The sequence below is a fragment of the Zhouia spongiae genome, from assembly GCF_022760175.1.
Classification (GTDB): domain Bacteria; phylum Bacteroidota; class Bacteroidia; order Flavobacteriales; family Flavobacteriaceae; genus Zhouia; species Zhouia spongiae.
Genome location: NZ_CP094326.1, coordinates 2417702 through 2438534, shown reverse-complemented (window position 1 = coordinate 2438534; position 20833 = coordinate 2417702). Strand labels below are relative to the sequence as shown.

The following is a 20833-nucleotide window of genomic DNA, read 5'->3' as shown; positions in this document are numbered from 1 at the left end:
AGGTTTAATAAAAATCAAAAAAACTGAACACTAAAACCAGAGCATTTTAATTCTTAGTTAGTGCACATTTTTTTTTTAATTTTAAAACAAATTTTAGAGAATTGAAGTTTACAATACATATCCTTTTTTGCCTTTTTATTTTTTTCAGCCTCTCTTCTTATGCTCAAGAGGGCAAACGCATTAATATTGTTTACGGAGGTGATTTTTCAAAAGATGAAGCTAAATATCCCGGTGCGGCCATATTCAGTAAAGCCGGAGACAGGCAAGTTCAGTTTGAACATGAGGGCGTAGACCTTTGGTGCGATGTAGCCGTATACTATCAGGAAGAAAACACTATAAAGGCATATGGCGAAGTTTTCTTTCAGCAAGGCGATTCCATCAAAATGAACAGTAAAAGGATTGAGTATGACGGGGATACTAAACTGGCTCTGGCCGAAGGTGAGGTGAACCTCCGAAACAACTCCATGGAGCTAACTTCAGAGAAAGTATGGTTCGACAGAAATATCCAGGAAGCATATTACGACACTTTCGGAACAGTGAAAGATAGTGCCAATACACTTACAAGCAACAAGGGACGTTACTATATAACCATAAAAAAATATGAGTTCAAAAGTGATGTAAAAATCGTAAACCCGAATTACATAGTCGAATCGTCTCGCCTAGATTATTACACGAACTCCAGAAATGCATACATGTACGGCCCCTCTACCATTACCGGGGACGACTACAAATTGTATTGCGAAAGAGGTTTTTATGACACCAAGACAGAGCATGGATACGGAATTAAAAACACTCGGATACACTATAATAACCGGATCATCAGGGGAGACAGTGTATATTTTGACAAAGCAAAAGAATTTGCTTCTGCCACCAATAATATTAAAGTCATCGACACGGTTAGCGATGGAGTGGTTAAAGGGCATTATGCCGAAGTATACAAAGCCAGAGACTCCGTGTTCGTTACCAAAAGAGCTGTTGCCATAAGTATGGTAGAAAAAGATTCTATGTACATCCACGGAGATACCCTCATGGTAACAGGTAAAGAATCCGAACGGATCATCAGAGCATTTCACAATGCCAAATTCTACAAAAGTGACCTTAGCGGAAAATGCGACTCTATAACATCTGATGAAAAAACAGGCATTACACGATTGATCAGGAATCCGATACTATGGAGTGGGGAAACTCAAATGACCGGAGACAGTATTTTAATTACTTCTGATCTCAAAACCGAAAAACTTGATTCTCTGAAAGTGCTTAATAATGCATTTATAGTACAAAAAGACACTCTAGGCGATAATGCCTTCAACCAGATAAAAGGAAAAGATCTGTTTGGAAAATTTATAGATAATAAACTGACACAGGTCGATGTTGTAAAAAATGCCGAATTAATTTATTACCTGTGGAATGAAAGGGAATTTATAGGAATTGACAAACGAAAATGCGGAAGCATTGAGTTTATGTTCTCAGAAAATGAAATAGACGATGTTATATCAAGAAATGAGGTAGACGGAAATATATATCCGGATAAAGACCTCCCTCCCAACGGAAGGAAATTAAGAGGGTTAAAATGGTATGGCGATGAGATGATCTTAACAAAAGATGACATTTTTGACGAAGACGACAACAATATTATTCTGCCGGTCATAAAAGGAGTTTCAAGTCCCATAGATTTTGACAACCCGAATCTAGCCCCTGGCGAAGAGCAGATTGAAATTAAGCCAGATGAAAACGGAAACGTGCCTCCGCCCCATAAACCGAAACAAGCACCACCTAAGCCTAAGGCCGTCCCCGTTAAACAAAAGGACACGATTCAGTCAAAAAAAACTGCAAAAAAAGAATAATTTCATGTCTCTGAAAGACGATTTTTTTAAATATCAGGCACAAACATCACCTCATCCCTTGTCTATGGAAATCGCAAGGGCTGATGGTTCATATATATACGACACCGGAAATACTGCTTATTTAGACTTTGTTGCAGGGGTATCAGCCAATACACTCGGTCACAATCACCCCAGGCTTGTGAATGCCATAAAAAACCAAGTTGATAAATATATGCACGTAATGGTATATGGCGAGTATATTCAACAACCGGCTGTGGAACTCACCAGGTTACTGGCCGAAGAACTCCCTGCTCCCCTTGAATGTACCTATTTGGTAAATTCGGGCACTGAAGCCATTGAAGGAGCATTAAAGCTTGCTAAGAGAGCTACTGGACGCTCGGAAATTATTGCAGCCAAAAATGCCTATCATGGGAACACGATGGGATCAATGAGCGTTATGGGTATTGAAAACCGAAAAAGAGCTTTCAGACCTCTTATTCCAGGCACTAAGCATATTGAATTCAACAATAAAAAAGATCTCCATACGATTTCGGAAAAAACAGCCGCTGTTATTTTAGAAACCATCCAGGGTGGTGCCGGATTTATAGAGCCTAAAAACGATTACCTAAAAGCAGTCCGTAAACGTTGCGATGAAACAGGCACTCTTTTAATCCTTGACGAAATTCAACCTGGTTTTGGCAGAACCGGAAAACTTTTCGGTTTTATGAACTACGATATTGTTCCTGATATCCTGGTGATGGGCAAAGGCATGGGGGGAGGTATGCCCGTAGGGGCCTTTACAGCTTCAACCGACCTGATGAGCCTGCTGAAAGACAATCCGAAACAAGGTCATATAACAACCTTTGGCGGACACCCTGTAATAGCTGCTGCCAGTCTGGCCACATTAAAAGAGATCATAGAAACAGATCTCCAAAGACAGACACTCGAAAAAGAACAACTAATCAGAAAGTTATTAATTCATCCGCTGATTACTGAAATCAGGGGGAAAGGATTGATGCTGGCTCTTATAATGAAAGATGAAAATGTTGCAAACCATATTATTCTGGAATCACTTAAAGAAGGCCTTATACTATTCTGGCTGTTAGTGGAAACCAAAGCTGTAAGAATAACACCTCCTCTAACCATTAGTAACGAAGAAATAGAAAAAGGATGTAACATCATTTTGAAAGTATTGAACAGGTATAGCGTCTAAACTGTTAACTAATTTGTTGATAACAATCAATGTTTTACCACAAAGAATAGCTATCAAGCCCTAACTTTATAAATGTAGAAATCTAAAACAGCATCGCTTATGCAATTTAGTGCTCACAATGAACAAAACCTCCCACTCGAAAAATTCGAGTCCATGCTAAAAACCAACGATGTCTATTTCTTTGACACAGAAGACTTTGAAGACATTATTCACCACTATCTCAATAATGGTAAAATTAGTTTAGCAAAAAAAGCAATCAATATCGGTTTGGAACAACATCCGACCTCATCTGAGCTTAAACTCCTGAAAGTGGAGGTGATGGTATTTGAAAACCGGCTTGATGACGCTGAACAATTGCTCTCTGAAATTGCTTCTATAGAAATAACAAATGAAGAAGTATACATTCAGAAAGCCAATATATATTCAAAAAAAGAAGATCATTCGTCAGCTATCGAAATGCTAAAACTAGCACTATCTTATACAGATGATGGTTCGGACATCTATTCCTTGCTCGGAATGGAGTATTTATTTTTGGACAATTACGTTCTGGCAAAAGATAATTTTATTAAATGTATAGAGCAGGATCCCGAAGATTATCCTGCCCTTTATAATGCGATCTATTGTTTTGACAACCTGGAGGACACACAAGGAGCCATCGATTTTTTAAATAAATACCTGGATAAAAATCCTTATTGTGAAGTGGCTTGGCACCAAATAGGGAAACAGTTCTTTACCGAAAAAAGGTATAAAGAAGCTATCGCTGCTTTTGATTTCGCCATCTATTCTGACGACACCTTTATTGGCGCATATATTGAGAAAGGAAAAGTACTTGAAAAAATAAAACGCTATAATGAGGCTATAGAGAATTATGAAGTCACCCTTCAGCTGGAAGACCCTACCTCTTTTGCTTTGTTACGCATTGGTAAATGCCATGAAAAATTAGGAAATCTCGACCTTGCCAAAGAGTATTTCTACAAGACTGTTCATGAAGATCCTTTACTGGATAAAGGCTGGATTGCAATCACTGATTTTTATGTACGGCAGGATAACTACCGCAAAGCTCTATACTACATTAACAAGGCTATCAATATAGACACTGAAAATGTACATTACTGGAAACGTAGTGCATTCATTCATCTGAAACTTCACTTCTATGAAGAAGCCGATCTGGCCTATAAAAAAACAGTTGAGCTTGGTAATTATGAGCTGGACACCTGGACTGCATGGACTGATGTTTTGATCAAACTGGGGGAATACAACTCCGCCATCCAATGCCTAAAGCAAGCACTGGAATTCTATCCGTCAGAAGCCGTACTCGAATACCGTCTGTCAGCCATATACTATATGCTTGGAGATGCTATTGAGGGAAGCCAGCATTTAAAGGTGGCCTTAAAGACCGGCTATCGCCATTTAAAGAATATGACAGAATCTTTCCCTTCTGTTTTTTCCAGAAATACTGTTAAGAATATTATAACAAATTTTCAAAAGGCCTCAAATTAAAATTCAATACTTTTGTTCGAGCTTAAGAACATAGTATGCGAAGATCATTTTTAGACTATCTGATTATTACCCTGAAAGGAATTGCCATGGGAGCTGCGGATGTTGTTCCCGGGGTTTCCGGAGGCACCATCGCTTTTATTTCCGGAATTTACGAAGAGTTGATCACTTCCATAAATAACATTAACCTTTCCGCATTAAATACCCTGAGAAAAGAAGGGATTGCCAAAGCCTGGAAACAAATAAACGGTAATTTCTTTGCGGCCTTATTAACCGGTATTGCCATTAGTGTGCTATCGCTTGCGAAAGGAATCAAATGGCTGTTAGAAAACGAACCGGTACTCTTATGGTCCTTCTTTTTTGGTTTGGTATTGGCAAGCGTGTTGTTTGTAGCAAAGGAAATCAAAAAGTGGCAGTTAAGTACCGTACTCTTCTTCATCATAGGTGCCATTACTGCGTATTATATTACAACCATCCCTCCGATGCAGAATACAGAGAATAACCTGTTTTTATTTTTTGCCGGGGCAATTGCCATTTGTGCCATGATACTACCCGGAATTTCAGGGGCTTTTATTCTTGTTTTACTAGGAGCATATAAAGTAGTGCTAGAAGCTATTGATGAGAAAAATATAAAAATTATAGGTATCCTGGGGATTGGAGCCGTTTTCGGCCTTTTGAGCTTCGCCAGGTTATTAAAATGGATGTTTAATCATTATAAAAGTCTCACCCTGGCTATTTTAACCGGATTCATACTAGGTTCTCTGAATAAGATATGGCCTTGGAAAGAAACCCTTACTTGGTATACAAACTCTAAGGGACATGAAGTACCATTATTGGAACAAAGTATCCTCCCCGGAGATTATGCAGGAGACCCCCAATTAACCTGGTCAGTCCTGTTGGCTATTAGCGGATTTCTCAGTATCTATATATTAGAAAAATTAGCCGTAAAAAAAGCTTAGCACATGCAACAAAAAACCCGTACCATCCAAGACAAGGTTTTCCTTTTTATCAAAGGGTTGGCTATGGGTGCGGCCAACAAAGTCCCCGGCGTTTCAGGGGGGATTGTTGCTTTTGTTGCCGGTTTCTACGAAGAATTTATATTTTCCCTCCAGCGAATCAATGGAAAGGCATTCACCTTATTATTCAAAAGGGGCTTTAAAAGTTTTTACCGGTATATCAATGGCCGATTCCTCGGGTTGCTTATTTTAGGGATGCTGACAAGCTATTTTAGCGTTTCTAAAATTCTTGATTATTTTTTAGAACGAAAAGAACTATACGTTTGGGCAACTTTCTTTGGAATGATCGTAGGTTCAATCTACTATATTTCAAAAGATTTCCACCATTGGAAAAGAAATACCGTTTTGTCTGCCGCTATAGGGTTGGCTTTAGGAATTTCCATAAGCTTTCTTAATCCTGCCAGAGAAAACGACAACTTGTTTTTCATCTTCCTCTGCGGTATCATAAGTGTTTCGGGAATGACATTACCCGGTCTCTCCGGATCATTCATCTTAATCCTTTTGGGCAATTATGTATTATTATTGGTTGATTCTGTTAATGCTTTGTACAATACATTGGCGGAAACTTTCAGAGGGGATTTTAATTTTATAAACAATACCGAACGGTTACACACACTAAAGATCCTGGCTGTATTTACCCTTGGGTCTGCCACCGGTCTGGTAACCCTTTCCCATTTATTAAATTACGTTCTGAAACATTATAAGTACATTACCACCGCCGTAATTATCGGTTTTATTTCCGGTTCATTAGGAGTCGTTTGGCCATGGAAACAAACCATATATAAATTAAACGAAAACGGAGGTTTTCTTCTTGACAGTGAAGGAGAAAAAGTAATTTTGAACTACCAGCGCTACATACCCGACTTTGAATTGAGTGAAACCTGGATCGCAATGGGGTTTGTACTGATTGGTATTTTAATTGTATTAGCATTAGATTGGTATGGAAAACACACAAAAAAATAAGTCCGGTCTTTTTGGACTTGTTGGCAGAAATATTTCTTATTCCTTCTCCAGAGGATATTTTTCAAAAAAATTCAGTGATCTAGGGCTCACGGATTACTCATATGTAAACTTCGACATTGAGGACATCTCGCATTTTTCAAAAATATTAAAAGAACATCCTCGGGTCAAAGGCATGAATGTTACTATTCCGTATAAACAAGCAGTGATCCCTTTTTTGGATAGTTTAAATAAAAATGCAAAGGCCATCGGCGCTGTAAACACCATTAAAGTGACCAAAAAAGGAAAGCTAAAAGGGTACAATACTGATTTTTATGGATTTAAGAAATCAATCACGCCGCATTTGAAACCCAACCATACCAAAGCGCTTATTCTGGGAACTGGTGGTGCTTCTAAAGCTATTGCGTTTGCCTTGACTAAATTAGGCATCGATTATAATTTTGTTTCAAGATCTTCTGCCAATGCCGATTTCAGTTACAAAATACTGACCAGGAACATCATAGAAGACCACTCTATTATTATTAATTGCACGCCCTTAGGGACCCATCCAAACATCAGTGAAAAACCGCCCATCCCATACCAATACATTACTAAAAAGCATTTGCTGTACGATCTGATCTATAATCCAGGGGAAACTGCTTTCCTCAAATCAGGAAAAGAAAAAGGAGCCGGCATCTGCAATGGACTTAAAATGTTAGAGTTTCAGGCAGAAAAAGCATGGAAAATATGGAACGGATAAAAATTAACTGCTAAGCAATTAATTTAAAGGGTGTTTACTAAAATACTTGGCTATTTTAAGACTTGTTAGTATCTTTCAGACTTTAAAGTAGTGATGAACCTTAAACATTCCTGAAATGTTAGACGAAGAAAAAAAGGATAACCTGCAGAATGCAGACGGACAGATCGAAGAAACTGTTGAAATTAATAATGCCGGGGAACAAGAAGAAAAAGTTTCAGACGATAACGGACAGGTTGAAGATCAGAACACTGAAGATGAAGCTATTGACGAGATAGAGAAATCGAATGCAGAAGATGCAGAAGATGAAGAGAACCAGCAACGTCATAGTATTCCAATGCTCGATTACCATGCCCTGACCATGGAAAAGTTGGTGGATGAACTTGAGAAGCTTGTGAATCACCATAAAATTCAGGCAATCAAGAATCATGTCGATGGAATTAAGTATGAATTCGAATTAAAATATCAGGAGCAGCTTGAACAAAAGAAAGAGGACTTCATCAATGATGGCGGTAATGAAATAGATTTTTCATACACCTCCCCTATTAAGAAAAAATACGATGAGATATATGGAGCGTATCGTTCCAAAAGGAATGCATACTACAAGAACCTCGAACAGACTTTAAAGGGAAATCTCGAAAAACGTCTTCAACTTATAGAAGAGCTTAAAGGCCTCATTAATGTCGATGAAAATATCAATGATACTTTTAAGCGCTTTAAAGAAATCCAGGATATATGGCGGCATGCCGGCCCCGTTCCTCGTGTAAGTTACAACGACGTATGGCGTACATATCACCACCATGTGGAAAGATTTTATGATTTCCTTGATCTCAACAGGGATTTAAGAGATCTGGACTTCAAACACAACCTGGATGAAAAGGAAAAACTTGTTGAAAAGGCAGAATCCTTAAAAGACGAAAAGGATGTTGTAAAAGCATTTAGAGAACTACAAATGCTTCATAAAATCTGGAAAGAAGATATAGGGCCTGTTGACAGGGAACATAGAGAAGACATCTGGAATCGCTTCAGCGAAGCCACAAAAGAAATCCATAAAAGAAGACAGGAATACTATAAAAAGCTGGATGAGCTCAGTGAGCAAAACCTGGAAAAGAAAAGAAACATTATAGCCGGTATCCACGAGACCGCCTCGCAATCTTTTAAATCACATTCAGAGTGGCAAAAGAAGATCAAAGAAATAGAAGCACTGCGCGAATCGTTTTTTAATGCGGGGAAAGTTCCTCAGAAAAATAACGAAGAGACCTGGTCTGCATTTAAGGAAGCTGTCAGGCGATTTAACAGGAATAAAAATGCCTTTTACAAATCGCTGAAAAAAGAACAACACGTTAACTTAGAGAAAAAACTTAAGCTGGTAGAAACAGCACAGTCTTTGCAAGACAGTGAAGATTGGACCGAGACGACCCCTGTCATGAAAAAGATACAGGCAGAATGGAAAAAAATCGGACACGTTCCAAGAAAATATTCTGATAAGATCTGGGATGAGTTTAAAGCAGCTTGTAATAAATACTTCGACAGGTATCATGCACATCAGAATAAAGCCAACAAAGTAGAATTTGATGCACTAGACAAGAAAAAAACGTTCTTAGATAAACTGAAAACATTTGAACTAAGCGACGATTCAGATAAGGATCTTAACGCCATTAAAGAGTTTATCGGTGAATGGAATGCTATTGGAAAAGTTCCATTTAACAAAAGAGGCGTTGAGGCCAAATTCTTTAAAATCATTGATGCCTTATTCAGAAAACTGAACATCGATAAGCAAGAAGCAGAGCTTATCAAGTATGGTAATAAAATAGATCAATTGGAGCAGGCTAATGATGAGAATCTTATCTATGACGAAAAACGTTTTATCAGAAGAAAAATTGACGAGCTCAAAGCTGAAATAAGACAGCTGGAAAACAACCTTGCTTTCTTCAATACAGATAAAAAGAACCCTATTGTTAAAGATGTTGTAGATAATATCGACAAGCACAAAGAATCCCTGGATATCTGGAAAGCTAAATTAAAAGAAATACGAAGTATTAATTTAGATGACGATTCTAACAGTAGTAATCCAGAAGCCTCAGAAGAAGACTCCGATAAAGAATAAAAAACGAAGTATAAAAAAAAAAGCCACCTCAAAAAAAGGTGGCTTTTATATTCAACATCTATACACAATCATTATATTGGATTCTGTACAATCAACGGATTGGCATCAATCTCGTCTTGCGGAATTGGCCATACCCATCTGTTATCATCAACAGAAACCTCCATTACACCACCGGCATAGGTAGAATTCTGATTTGATCCGGTTCTGTCTAACGGTTGGTTTAAACGCTTCAAATCATACCATCTAAAGCCTTCGCCCCACAACTCTACTCGCCTTTGGACCATTATTTCATCAATAAGGCTCATTCCTGTATTAGCAGAAAGCACATAATCAGAATCTCTTGAAATAACCAACTCATACAAAACCTGCGCAGCATTAGCATCATTTCCGGACCTGGCAAGAGCCTCAGCTTCTATTAAATACATTTCGGCAGCGCGCATATGCGGTACATCTACCCTACTGTCGCCATTGCTCACTGCAATAAACTTCTGATTGGTATAAGGAAATCTACTATGAGAATCTAACAAAGAGACTCCATCGGGTAAATTATCATGTTCTCCTGTAGGATCCCACAATGTTTTTCGTATATCTGTATCAGATATTTCGTCATATAGAAGATTACTGATTGATCGAGGGTTACCTCTAATGGCAGAAGAGCTAAAATTTCTTGAAATATAAGCCCCATAATTACCAAATTGGTCCGTTTGATCTTCTACAATATGACTGGCCCACATAAATTCAGGGTTCGCCTGGGAAAAGATTTGGAATCCTTGCCTGTATGTTTCTTGATCCATTAATTCATATCCTGCTCTTGCTTGTTTGGCATAATTAACGGCAATACTCCAATTACCCTGAGTTAATGCCACTCGTGCTTTTAATCCTTTTGCAACGCTTACGTCTAAATGCGATTTATTTTCGCGGGACTTCCCTTCCAATAACACCATTGCCTCATCAATATCACTATTGATTTGCATGTAGACCTCTTCTACAGTTGAACGAGCTATGGGATCCGTAGCATTATCAAGTTTTATTGGAATTCCCAGTTGACTATTAGATGTGCCAGGCTCATATCTGGCCCCGTAAAGCTGAACAAGCTGATAGTGAGAAAAAGCCCTGTAAAGCAATGCCTGTCCTTTGATTACATCTTTTTCGTCGTTAGGACCATCAGCATTCTCAACACCATTAATTAATACATTAGCATTTGATATCCACTGATAAAACATATACCAATTTTCTCTGTTGTAGGCATTGGTCGGATCTGCATTGGGTAACCATCTGTAACTTGAGGTCCAGTTACTTCTGTTAAATACATGGTCTTCACCCGCTTCGTCAATATGAATATAAAATGCTCCCAAACCTCCACGGCCCTGACTTCCATATCTAATATACAAGGCTCTGTGAATTCCATTTAAAGCTGTCATCGCATTCCCCGTAGTAGCCAATACTGTACCTGAGGAAACACTATCTGTAGGGTATGTTTCTAAATAATCTTTTTCACATGATGTTAATATCGAATTGAGAAACAAAACCCCTATCAATATAATTATATACTTTTTCATTTTCTTTAGAATTTAACGTTAATACCCATAGTGATGATTCTCGACGGTGTATAAACATTTGATGTTGTCCCGTTAAAATTTTGCTGAATATCCATTCCTTTTCTTTTGTTTATAGCAAAAAGGTTTTCTGCATTCAAAAATAACTGAGCACTAGAAATGCCTAATTTTTCACTAACTTCCATAGGTAAATTATATGAAAAGTTAACTTGTTTTAAATTCAAGTAATCCGCATCAACTAGCCACCTATCTGATGTCGCATCAAAATTTGTAGTCTGGGAAGCATCCATTCTGGGAACGTCCGTAATATCTCCTGGTGCCTGCCAACGTCTCAAAATATCTCTATGCAAAGCATTTCCGTAATCGCCGGAACTCATCAGTGAACGATAATTATAATCTAATATTTCTCCACCTAATTGGTAGGTAAACATAAAATTAAATCCAAAATCCTTATATCTAAATGAATTTGTAAAAGCTCCGGTAAGGTCCGGAATTGCAGTTCCGGCATAATGATACTCGGCATTTGCCTGATTAGTCGTTAAAAAAATGCCGTCTACCTCTCTAATATCAGAATCATTATCCAGGGCTTCCTGGGTTGGCACATATAATGCTGATCCATCTGCCGGATCCACCCCGTACCATTGCTTTAACCAATAATCATAAATAGAATGTCCAACCATTAATTTTTTAGAACCATCAATAATTTCTTCCTGTGGCAATTTGGTAAACTCATTATTAATTGTTGCTGCCACTACACCAAGGTTCCAACTAAAATTCTCATTTCTAACTATATCATAATCCAGGCTGATCTCTATTCCTTTATTAAACATTGTCCCTATATTCATTGGAATATCTTCTGTACCGCTTGACAATGGTAAAGGCACATCAAATAAAAGATTATCAGATTCCCTGTCATAGTACTCTATACTTCCATTCAACCTGTCAAACAAACCAAATTCTAAAGCAATATCATAGCTAGCACTTGTTTCCCAAAACAAATTCGGAGCCTCCAAAGAATCCTGATAATACCCTGACTCAGACTGATTATTATATCCTAATTCATACAATCCCTGATATGCATAAAATCCTATTCCTACGTTATTACCAACTTCTCCATATGAAGCGCGAACTTTCAGCAAGTTTATCCAATCCATATCTAAAAACGCTTCCTTATCTAATCGCCAGGCACCACCAAGCGACCAAAACTCGCCCCATCTCTTATTTTTTGAAAACTTGGAAGTTCCATCTGTTCTATATGAAGCGCTCAGGAAATACTTTCCGTCGTAATCATAATTCGCTCTTCCGAAATAACTTTCGTCTCTTAGAAGGTCTGTTTCTGAATCAAGATCTGTTATTGTTACAAAATTTACCAGCTCGTCATTTCCGTCAGCGATGATTTCGGTTTTGGTTCCTTCAAAATCGTTCACCTTCAATTCAACTGATTCATGAGCAGCCAATAGCTTTATATTATGATTACCAAAAGATTTGGAATAATTCAATAATTGGTTGAAACCAACCGTAGTTCTTCTGTTATATGTTCTTGATGCTCTACCCCCAGGTGCTCCGTCACCAACCAATTTATTTTCAAATTCGGTAGTATACCACTGGCGTTGATCGATATTAGCATTCACTGTTAACACTAACCCTTCTGTAAAGGTTATATCAAAAAAGGTCTTGGCATTCAAGGAAGTAATTTCATCTAAATCTGTATTATAATCAATTTCAGCCACTATATGCCTTCCGCCACTAGCTCCACTTGGCCTGTTATCATTTAGATAATACATTCTGTTGCCATTTTCATCTAATAGATATTCGCCGGTTACAGGGTCGTGCTGATATATATTATAAATAGGTCCCATATTTCTCGTAAACCTAATCGGATTTACAAAAGAGCTGGACTGTGCACTGGTAGCCTGAGCCTGATTTCCTTTAGACGTTGAAGCAGCTATATTAAGCCCTGATTTTAACCATCTTGTTGCCTGAAAGTTAACATTCGCTCTACCGGTAAATCTGTTATAATCAGATTTATTTATATATCCATCTTCATCCAAATACCCCATAGACACATAATAGTCTACCTTTTCCATGCCTCCCCGGTAACTTAAGTTATAGTTCTGGCGAAACCCTAGTCTCATAATTGCATCGGTCCAATCAAGATCATCAGGATAAAGCAGTCTGGCATTTGGATTAATCTTCCCGTCCTGGCCTACAATATTATCATCAGCAACATTATATGGGTTATTTCCTAATTCTCCAATAATATTATCGGAAGCATATACATTAGCATCATTAACATCGGCCACATCATCAACACCTGGTATGGCCCTGCCGTTTCTCATCGATTCCCACATCAACTCATAATATGTATCCGGTCCTAGCCTATCATACTCCGGTATTGATCTTGAAATAATACTGGAAGATACATTAAGAGATAACTGCCCTTTTTTATTTTTTCCTCTTTTAGTGGTTATCATTACAACACCATTTGCCGCTTTATTCCCATATAATGATGTCGAAGCTGCATCTTTCAAAATTGTCACGCTCTCAATATCATTAGGATTTATAGAATTAACAGATCCGTAAAATGGTGCTCCATCAACAACATATAAAGGAGCACTGGATGCGCTCACCGAACCAAACCCTCTTATCCTTATACTCTGACCCGAACCAGGTTGCCCGCTTCCTGAGTTGACTGTTACACCGGCTGAAGCTCCTTCAATGACAGAAGATATATTTGATATGGATCGATTCTCTATTGTCTCTGCATTAATTTGTGTAGCAGCTCCGGTATAATCGCCCTTTTTGGCTGTTCCGTATGCCACAACAATTACTTCATCAAGATCTTGTGCATCAATTACCATCTGTATATCGATAATTTTTGATGTTCCCACCACTCTTTCTTCAGTTTTTTGGCCAACATATGAGAAGACCAGGGTTTCTCCTGTTTGCGCTTTAATAGAATAGTTCCCGTCAAAATCTGTTTGTGTACCTATCGTAGTTCCTTTTATTAATACAGACACCCCCGGCAAAGGCATTCCTACTTCATCAATCACAGTTCCGGTAACATTATCCTGGATTACAGAAGCTACTGCTTCTTCTATTTCCCGAGCTGAAGGAGTTTCGATAATAGTTGTTTTACTTCTTTGTTCTTCATTTAAAAAGGCCTTTAGTTTCAGATAGGCAGACTTCTCATTTTTTGGAAACAGAACAATATGCTTCTTTACTACTCTAAAGTCAATTTCAGTACCTGAAAATATCACTTTTAGAACATTTTTGATGTTTTCATTGCTCGCTTTAATCGATATTTTTTTTGATACATCTATCAAATTATTATTATAAAAAAAGCTGAAATTACTTTTACTTTCAATTTCCGTTATAACATTTCTTAACTCTTCATTTTGCACATTTAATGAAATACTTTGAGCATTAGCATCCAATGCAAAAATTTTCACCATAGTCAAACACAGAAGGACGGTATAAATTTTCATAATCCTAATGATTGGGATTTTGGATATAAATCCAATAGAACGGTTTTTTTTCATAATTTTACATAGTTTAATGGTTTTTAACTTTTTTAGATAATCGTTAAAAGCGGAGCGTGTGTGGAGCACGCTCTTTTTTGTTTAATAGTTTAATGATTTTTAAGTTAGCTTACTAAGTTATTTCTCCATATATAATGATATTTGTTTTCCTTTTATTTTATAGTTAATCGGAGAGGAAAATTTGAGGATTCTCATTACCTCTTCTATTGTCAGATCATTAAAAGTTCCTGTGTATTTATAGTGCAATAACTCTTTAGACTCTATATTAAATTTCACATCATATTTCCTTTCCATATCCAAAACGATCTGCCTCATTGGAGTTTCATTAAAAATCAACACTCCTTTTTGCCATGCAACAATTTCTTCTGATTTAACTGCATCGACGACCAATTCTGTAGATTTCTTATTAAATGTTGCTTTTTGAGAAGGCCTTAATAGCACAGGTCTTTTATTGTCTTCTAAAATCTCTACTTTCCCTGTTATTAATGTCGTTTCTATATTATCATCTTCTTTATAGGACTTAACATTAAATGAAGTGCCTAAAACTCTAATATCGATTTCATTTGCCTTAACAATAAAAGGCTTCTCCTCATTATGGGTAACATCAAAAAGAGCTTCTCCTCTTAGTACCACTTCCCTGTTTACACCTCTAAAATGACTGGGATATTTCAATATACTTCCAGAATTCAAGACTACCTGAGTTCCATCAGGCAACACTATCTCCTTTTGCTCACCAATACTTGTTCGCTCTGTAATTAAAGCAAACGAACTGTTTGTGAAATGATCGTTGCCATATTGATAAAATAAGATCAGAACCGGAATAAGAAGAGCTATAACCCCAATGGCCCCATAGCTATATCTTTTCTTTTTTTCCTGATTTTTGATTTTTTTCCTGACAATCAGACTATAACTGTCAGTATCAGAAATATCTTTACTATCCTTAATACGGGAAGATACATGAGCAGCCTTTAACCTATTATATACGCGTTGGTTTTCCGGATGTTCACGAAGCCATTTAATTACGCTCTTGCGTTCTTCGTCAGAAACAGTTCCTTTAATATATTTCTCTATAAGTCGATGCATTGTTATACGCCTTTTATTATTAAGACGTATAAAAAAAAATTACCCCCTACTTACTTATTTATTTTTTTAAAGAAACGGTAAATACTCTCTTAAATACAGACGCATATGCTTTAGTGCCTTGGTCATATGGTTTTCGACAGTCTTAATGGATATATCCAATTCTTCAGATATTTCCTTATGCCTTAATCCATAGACCTTGCTTTTTGTAAATACCTCACGGCATTTTTCCGGAAGAGATGCTATTGCCTGCTGAATATGGTGCTCTAACTCTTCTTCTATAATTTTTGTAGAAATATCATCCGAAAGGGCTTTGAAGTTTATATATGCTTCAGACTGTATTATATTATCTGTAGCAGAAAGCCTCCTTTTGTTTTTTCTCAAATGATCCAGACAAAAGTTTTTAGTCATCGAATAGAGATAAGAATTTACAGAAGATTTAATGGTGAGCTCATTTTTTTTTCTCCATAATTTCACAAAAACATCATGAATTATCTCCTCCGCATCTTCTTTGTTGTTAAGGTACGAATTGGCTACCAAAAGAAGTTTATCATAATACAAACGATACAACAACTCATGAGCTTCATCATCACCTTCCCTGAGCAGATTAATAAAACATTGGTTATTGATGTCTAAAAAATTCTTTCTCACATTAAACTTATTAGCACTAACAACAGCTTATGCGAATATACCAAATACTTGCTTCTTAACAATTATTTAACGTAATTTTTTAAAAAAACCTACTGAACGGGCTCTCTACAACCAATTTCTTTGCTTTTCCCTTTATAGTGGTTCCTGCCTGATAATCGGGATTTATCCCGTATAGCTATCAGGAGCTCCGGAGTAGTTTACTGAAAAAATCAGGCAGTAAACTACCTCGGTGCAAGCACACGAGGCATTGGTCGGAAACAAATTTTAATTTCGAGGCAAGCCTCGGGGTATTATACCCTTTGGCGGTGCCAATAAAAAAGCATCGATAATATCGATGCTTTTTTATTATTTCCGGTGTTTTTATCTATGCTGTAGCTACTTACTACTTCGCTATATTAACAGCCCTGGTTTCTCTAATAACAGTAACCTTTACCTGTCCCGGATAAGTCATATCCGTCTGGATTTTTTGTGAAATTTCGAACGACAACTGAGATGCTCTGTCATCTGACACTTTTTCACTTTCAACAATTACACGCAATTCCCTACCCGCCTGAATTGCGTAGGCCTTTTTAACTCCGTTAAACGTAAATGCTGTATCCTCCAGTTCTTTCAATCGCTGGATATATGAATCCAGGATCTGACGTCTGGCACCCGGTCTGGCTCCGCTTATAGCATCACAGACCTGAACGATCGGTGCTATTAATGATTTCATTTCTATTTCATCATGGTGTGCGCCTATGGCGTTACAAACATCCGGTTTTTCACCGTATTTTTCGGCCCATTCCATTCCTAAAATAGCGTGAGGTACTTCTGTTTCATTTTCCGGCACTTTACCAATATCATGTAGCAAGCCGGCTCTCTTGGCTAATTTTGGATTCAGTCCCAGTTCAGCCGCCATCACACCACATAATTTAGCTACTTCTCTGGAATGCTGTAATAAATTTTGTCCATATGATGAACGATATCTCATTCTACCAACGGCCTTAATCAGTTCAGGATGCAAACCATGAATTCCAAGATCTATAACAGTACGCTTCCCTACTTCTATTATCTCTTCTTCTATCTGCTTCGTTACTTTATTAACTACCTCTTCGATTCTTGCAGGGTGAATACGTCCGTCAGTTACCAGTCTGTGTAATGACAATCTTGCAATCTCGCGTCTTACTGAATCAAAACATGAAAGAATAATAGCCTCAGGGGTATCGTCAACTATAATTTCTACACCGGTAGCCGATTCTAAAGCCCTGATATTTCTTCCCTCACGTCCTATAATCCTACCTTTAACGTCATCAGACTCCAGGTTGAATACGGATACACAATTTTCAATGGCCTCTTCGGTTCCGACACGCTGTATCGTATTTACAATGATCTTCTTTGCCTCTTGCTGGGCAGTGAGCTTAGCTTCTTCCATGGTATTCTGGATAAAAGTCATTGCATCACTCTTGGCATCGGTCTTAAGAGATTCCATAAGCTGTGCCTTGGCATCCTCAGCAGATAAACCTGAGATCACTTCCAGTTGTTCTACCTGACTTTTATGCAATTTTTCAACTTCCGCCTGTCTTTTGTCAAGAAGGTTTATCCTGTAATCATAATCATTCGACTTTTGTTGTAATTCATCAGTCAACTTCTTATTCTTGGCGATTTCATTGGAAACCTGCGACTCCTTGTCTCTGATTCTTTTTTCAGCTTCTGCTATTTTCTTATCCTTGGTAATAATTACCTTCTCGTGTTCTGACTTCAGTTCCAGGAACTTTTCTTTGGCCTGTAGTATTTTATCCTTTTTTATACTCTCTCCCTCTGTCGTAGCTTCCTTAATTATTGCTTTTGCTTCACTTCTTGCATTGCTTAAGGTTTTTGAAGCATTACTTTTTTCCATCATCTTAGCTACTGCGAATCCTAATACTAGTGCTACTACGCCTATAATTGCGAGTGTTAACGTGCTATCCATCTTTATTTTAGTTTTAAAAAAAAAGCCTACATCAGAATGTTTTGGTACAAACTCCCGTATAACAGGTTTAAGGCTAACCTGCTGATCAAGGATCCGTGACAAAGACGGCATGCTTTTACAACAGAAACTCACCTCTTTTAATTGTATAGTGTTGAGTTTGTCAAAAAATTAATCTCCAATGTAGGCAGTAACAATACTTTTATTTAAAAGAACATTCTTATGAATTGAAATGCTGAAGTAATACCTGATTTAGCGATTTTAAGCGTTCTATAGCTTCAACATTATCATTATCTTCATCAATACTCTGTTGCTCTAACTGTGATGCAAACTGCAATGCGCACATCGCTAATACATCTTGCTTATCTCTTACAGCATAATTCTTTTCAAACTTTTTAATCAGGCTTTCTATATGTTTTGCAGCCTTTCTTAATCCTTCTTCCTGATCTACATCAATAGTAAGCGGATAAACCCTGTCTGCTATAGTCAACTTAATTTTAAGTTTTTCATTCATTATACTTTGAACGTTATTCGGAAAGCTGGGCTATACAATGGTCTATTTCCCGAATTAGAGTATTTATCTTATGTTTCGTTTCTGTTTTATGTTCATTACTGCCAAGCATTGAACTTGCTAATTTAAGTGAGTCGTATTTTTCCTCCCAGACCTTAATCGTTTCCTCTAAGGAGTTCTTTGATTGTTCTACCAAAGCTAATTCGTCTTTTAACAATCGGTTTTCCTGCTTCAAAAATTCCATTTTATGAAGTAGTTTACTGACCTTATTTTCAAGAGAATCAACTATTTCGATAAGCTCACTCATGCACACAAATTTCAATACGCAACTTTACAAAGTTAACATACCTGCTGATACTTCGCAATAGGAATTGGAATTTTTATTAACTATTGTAAACTAAATGAGGTTTTAACTCGTTCGTCTTTTCGAATTAACACCGTTTATTTATTTTAGCTGCCTAATTACAAATTTTATGCGTTTTAAACTTTTCATTTTCATTTTGCTGACTCAAATCGTTACGGCTCAGGACAAATACCCTTCAACGTATTTCAGGTCTCCCCTAGACATTCCTTTACTTTTGTCCGGCACCTTCGGAGAACTCCGTTCCAACCATTTTCATTCCGGAATGGACATTAAGACACAAGGCCGTGAAGGGGTAACCGTTCACGCTACAGCAGAAGGTTATGTTTCAAGAATAAAAATCCAGCATTACGGATACGGAAAAGCCATTTACGTCCAACACCCGAACGGGTATACTTCGGTATACGCTCATTTGCAAAAGTTTTCTCCCGAAATAGAAACTTATATCAAAAAGCTGCAATATCACCGACAGTCTTATGAAGTTGAAACATTTCCGAGACCTTCTGAGTTAAAATTAGAAAAAGGGGATCTTATAGGATTAAGCGGAAATTCAGGCAGTAGTGGCGGACCACATTTACATTTCGAAATAAGGGACGCTTCACAAAAACCAATAAATCCCATGTATTTCGGAATAGAAGTCGAAGACCATCAGCCTCCTACCATACTCGGTCTGTTTGGCTATAACCTGGATACCAAAAGCCATATCAACCAGTCTAACAAAACTGTTCAATTAAACTACAAAGAACAAGCAGACGGCAGCTTTTTGGCCGATAAGGTAACTGCCTTGGGCAAAATCGGTTTTGGCTTTAATGCGTATGACAGACAAGACAAAACATATAATCAAAATGGCGTTTTTGCCGTCGAGGTAAAAGTAAACGGAAATTCTTACTTTGGTTATGACTTTGAGACTTTCTCTTTTAGTGAAACACGCTATATAAATACTTTTATAGACTATGCCAGATATGCAACTCATAGCCAAAGGGTACAACAATGTTTCTTAAAACCTTATACAAAACTCAGTATTTTCAATAAAAGTATAAATGACGGTATCCTTAACATTGAAGAAGGAATGAATTATACGATAGAAATATCAGTAAAGGATTTTAAAAACAATACCAGTATTATAAAGATTCCCGTTGAAGGTAAAAACCAGGAAATAACGGATAAAGCAGGGAACGATCAGACGGATCATTATTTAATTTCCGGCAGAGATAACATATACGAGACAGGCACCGCAAAGATTTTCTTTCCTCAAAACACTTTCTATCATAATTTTTTTCTTGATTTAAAAGAAGAAAACGGCATCGTTCAGATTCACAACAATCAGGTTCCTGTTAGAAAAAATTACACGTTGAGCTTTGACATCAGCAACCATCCGGATGCTGACAAAAGTGATTTGATTATTGTAAATCTCAATAAAAAGGGAAATCCTAATTATCAAACCACCTATAGAAAAGGAAATGTATTGAGTACAAAAACAAGAAACCTGGGAAATTTTACTGTTTTAAGAGATACTATCGCACCGGTTATAGTACCTAATAATTTTAAAGAAGGACAATGGCTTTCCAATTTCCGTTTTCTCAAGATTAAAATTCATGACGACCTGAGCGGCATCAAAAGTTATAAAGCTACTATTGACGGAAAATGGATATTAACGGAATACGAGTATAAAAAAAACCTGCTTACTTATGATTTCAGTGATCGTAAGCTGGAAGGATCCCAACACCTGCTCAAAGTTGAAGTAACAGACAATGCAGGGAACACAACAGTCCTGGAGACTCCTTTTTTCAGAAAAGAATAATGAGCTAAATTTAATAGCGAATTAACAAGATAAA

Annotated in this window: 15 protein-coding genes and 1 other RNA gene; 8 read left to right on the top strand and 8 right to left on the bottom strand. The window is 37.3% G+C overall.

Annotation, left to right across the window (positions count from 1 at the left end):
- The first annotated feature begins 101 nt into the window (after positions 1-101).
- The 7 genes from MQE36_RS10625 (at position 102) to MQE36_RS10595 (ending at position 9352) form a co-directional block, all read left to right on the top strand.
- On the top strand, positions 102-1844 hold the full coding sequence (locus tag MQE36_RS10625; RefSeq protein ID WP_242935949.1) for an OstA-like protein: 1743 nt from the start codon (positions 102-104) through the stop codon (positions 1842-1844).
- 10 nt (positions 1845-1854) lie between these two features.
- Entirely contained in the window at positions 1855-3036 is a 1182-nt protein-coding gene (locus MQE36_RS10620; protein WP_242938841.1) for an aspartate aminotransferase family protein, read from the top strand.
- 99 nt (positions 3037-3135) lie between these two features.
- Positions 3136-4536 carry a tetratricopeptide repeat protein gene (locus MQE36_RS10615; protein ID WP_242935948.1) on the top strand — a complete coding sequence of 467 codons (1401 nt, stop codon included), beginning with the start codon at positions 3136-3138 and terminating at the stop codon, positions 4534-4536.
- Positions 4537-4571: 35 nt separating this feature from the next.
- The gene (locus MQE36_RS10610; RefSeq protein ID WP_242935947.1) at positions 4572-5492 is read left to right on the top strand and encodes a polyprenyl-phosphate transporter; all 921 of its coding nucleotides are present in this window, start codon (positions 4572-4574) and stop codon (positions 5490-5492) included.
- A 3-nt stretch (positions 5493-5495) separates the two neighbouring features.
- Positions 5496-6512, top strand: coding sequence for a DUF368 domain-containing protein (locus tag MQE36_RS10605; protein WP_242935946.1), 1017 nt, complete (start codon positions 5496-5498; stop codon positions 6510-6512).
- A complete protein-coding gene (locus tag MQE36_RS10600) occupies positions 6490-7248 on the top strand; it encodes a shikimate dehydrogenase family protein (RefSeq protein WP_242935945.1) in 759 nt (252 codons plus the stop codon). The genes MQE36_RS10605 and MQE36_RS10600 overlap by 23 nt, the downstream gene beginning before the upstream one ends.
- 115 nt (positions 7249-7363) lie before the next feature.
- A complete protein-coding gene (locus MQE36_RS10595; protein ID WP_242935944.1) occupies positions 7364-9352 on the top strand; it encodes a DUF349 domain-containing protein in 1989 nt (662 codons plus the stop codon).
- Between the two features lie 71 nt (positions 9353-9423).
- On the opposite strand, the gene MQE36_RS10590 is transcribed toward MQE36_RS10595, so the two are convergent.
- The 8 genes from MQE36_RS10590 to MQE36_RS10555 all read right to left on the bottom strand — a co-directional run bounded on the left by MQE36_RS10590 (position 9424) and on the right by MQE36_RS10555 (position 18944).
- Entirely contained in the window at positions 9424-10911 is a 1488-nt protein-coding gene (locus MQE36_RS10590; RefSeq protein WP_242935943.1) for a RagB/SusD family nutrient uptake outer membrane protein, read from the bottom strand.
- A 5-nt stretch (positions 10912-10916) separates the two neighbouring features.
- Positions 10917-14396: a SusC/RagA family TonB-linked outer membrane protein gene (locus MQE36_RS10585; RefSeq protein WP_242935942.1), complete on the bottom strand. Its 3480-nt coding sequence runs from the start codon at positions 14394-14396 to the stop codon at positions 10917-10919.
- Between the two features lie 171 nt (positions 14397-14567).
- Positions 14568-15533: a FecR family protein gene (locus tag MQE36_RS10580; RefSeq protein ID WP_242935941.1), complete on the bottom strand. Its 966-nt coding sequence runs from the start codon at positions 15531-15533 to the stop codon at positions 14568-14570.
- Positions 15534-15599: 66 nt separating this feature from the next.
- Positions 15600-16181, bottom strand: a complete 582-nt coding sequence (locus MQE36_RS10575) for an RNA polymerase sigma-70 factor (RefSeq protein ID WP_242935940.1) — start codon at positions 16179-16181, stop codon at positions 15600-15602.
- Between the two features lie 382 nt (positions 16182-16563).
- Positions 16564-18129 carry a ribonuclease Y gene (gene rny, locus MQE36_RS10570; protein WP_242935939.1) on the bottom strand — a complete coding sequence of 522 codons (1566 nt, stop codon included), beginning with the start codon at positions 18127-18129 and terminating at the stop codon, positions 16564-16566.
- A gap of 48 nt (positions 18130-18177) precedes the next feature.
- A non-coding RNA gene (ssrS, locus tag MQE36_RS10565) (6S RNA) lies at positions 18178-18286 on the bottom strand.
- Positions 18287-18346: 60 nt separating this feature from the next.
- Positions 18347-18640 (bottom strand): cell division protein ZapA, encoded by a 294-nt coding sequence (locus MQE36_RS10560; RefSeq protein WP_242935938.1) that lies wholly within the window; start codon positions 18638-18640, stop codon positions 18347-18349.
- Between the two features lie 13 nt (positions 18641-18653).
- Positions 18654-18944: a hypothetical protein gene (locus MQE36_RS10555; protein WP_242935937.1), complete on the bottom strand. Its 291-nt coding sequence runs from the start codon at positions 18942-18944 to the stop codon at positions 18654-18656.
- A 166-nt stretch (positions 18945-19110) separates the two neighbouring features.
- On the opposite strand from MQE36_RS10555, the gene MQE36_RS10550 reads away from it, so the two are divergent.
- The gene (locus MQE36_RS10550) at positions 19111-20799 is read left to right on the top strand and encodes a M23 family metallopeptidase (RefSeq protein ID WP_242935936.1); all 1689 of its coding nucleotides are present in this window, start codon (positions 19111-19113) and stop codon (positions 20797-20799) included.
- Positions 20800-20833: the final 34 nt, after the last annotated feature.

Coding starts and splice junctions, on each gene's coding strand:
- MQE36_RS10605 (WP_242935946.1), top strand. CDS start 5,496: ATGCAACAAAAAACCCGTACCATCCAAGACAAGGTTTTCCTTTTTATC.
- rny (WP_242935939.1), bottom strand. CDS start 18,129: ATGGATAGCACGTTAACACTCGCAATTATAGGCGTAGTAGCACTAGTA.
- MQE36_RS10595 (WP_242935944.1), top strand. CDS start 7,364: ATGTTAGACGAAGAAAAAAAGGATAACCTGCAGAATGCAGACGGACAG.
- MQE36_RS10585 (WP_242935942.1), bottom strand. CDS start 14,396: ATGAAAATTTATACCGTCCTTCTGTGTTTGACTATGGTGAAAATTTTT.
- MQE36_RS10610 (WP_242935947.1), top strand. CDS start 4,572: ATGCGAAGATCATTTTTAGACTATCTGATTATTACCCTGAAAGGAATT.
- MQE36_RS10555 (WP_242935937.1), bottom strand. CDS start 18,944: ATGAGTGAGCTTATCGAAATAGTTGATTCTCTTGAAAATAAGGTCAGT.
- MQE36_RS10550 (WP_242935936.1), top strand. CDS start 19,111: ATGCGTTTTAAACTTTTCATTTTCATTTTGCTGACTCAAATCGTTACG.
- MQE36_RS10600 (WP_242935945.1), top strand. CDS start 6,490: ATGGAAAACACACAAAAAAATAAGTCCGGTCTTTTTGGACTTGTTGGC.
- MQE36_RS10615 (WP_242935948.1), top strand. CDS start 3,136: ATGCAATTTAGTGCTCACAATGAACAAAACCTCCCACTCGAAAAATTC.
- MQE36_RS10590 (WP_242935943.1), bottom strand. CDS start 10,911: ATGAAAAAGTATATAATTATATTGATAGGGGTTTTGTTTCTCAATTCG.
- MQE36_RS10580 (WP_242935941.1), bottom strand. CDS start 15,533: ATGCATCGACTTATAGAGAAATATATTAAAGGAACTGTTTCTGACGAA.
- MQE36_RS10560 (WP_242935938.1), bottom strand. CDS start 18,640: ATGAATGAAAAACTTAAAATTAAGTTGACTATAGCAGACAGGGTTTAT.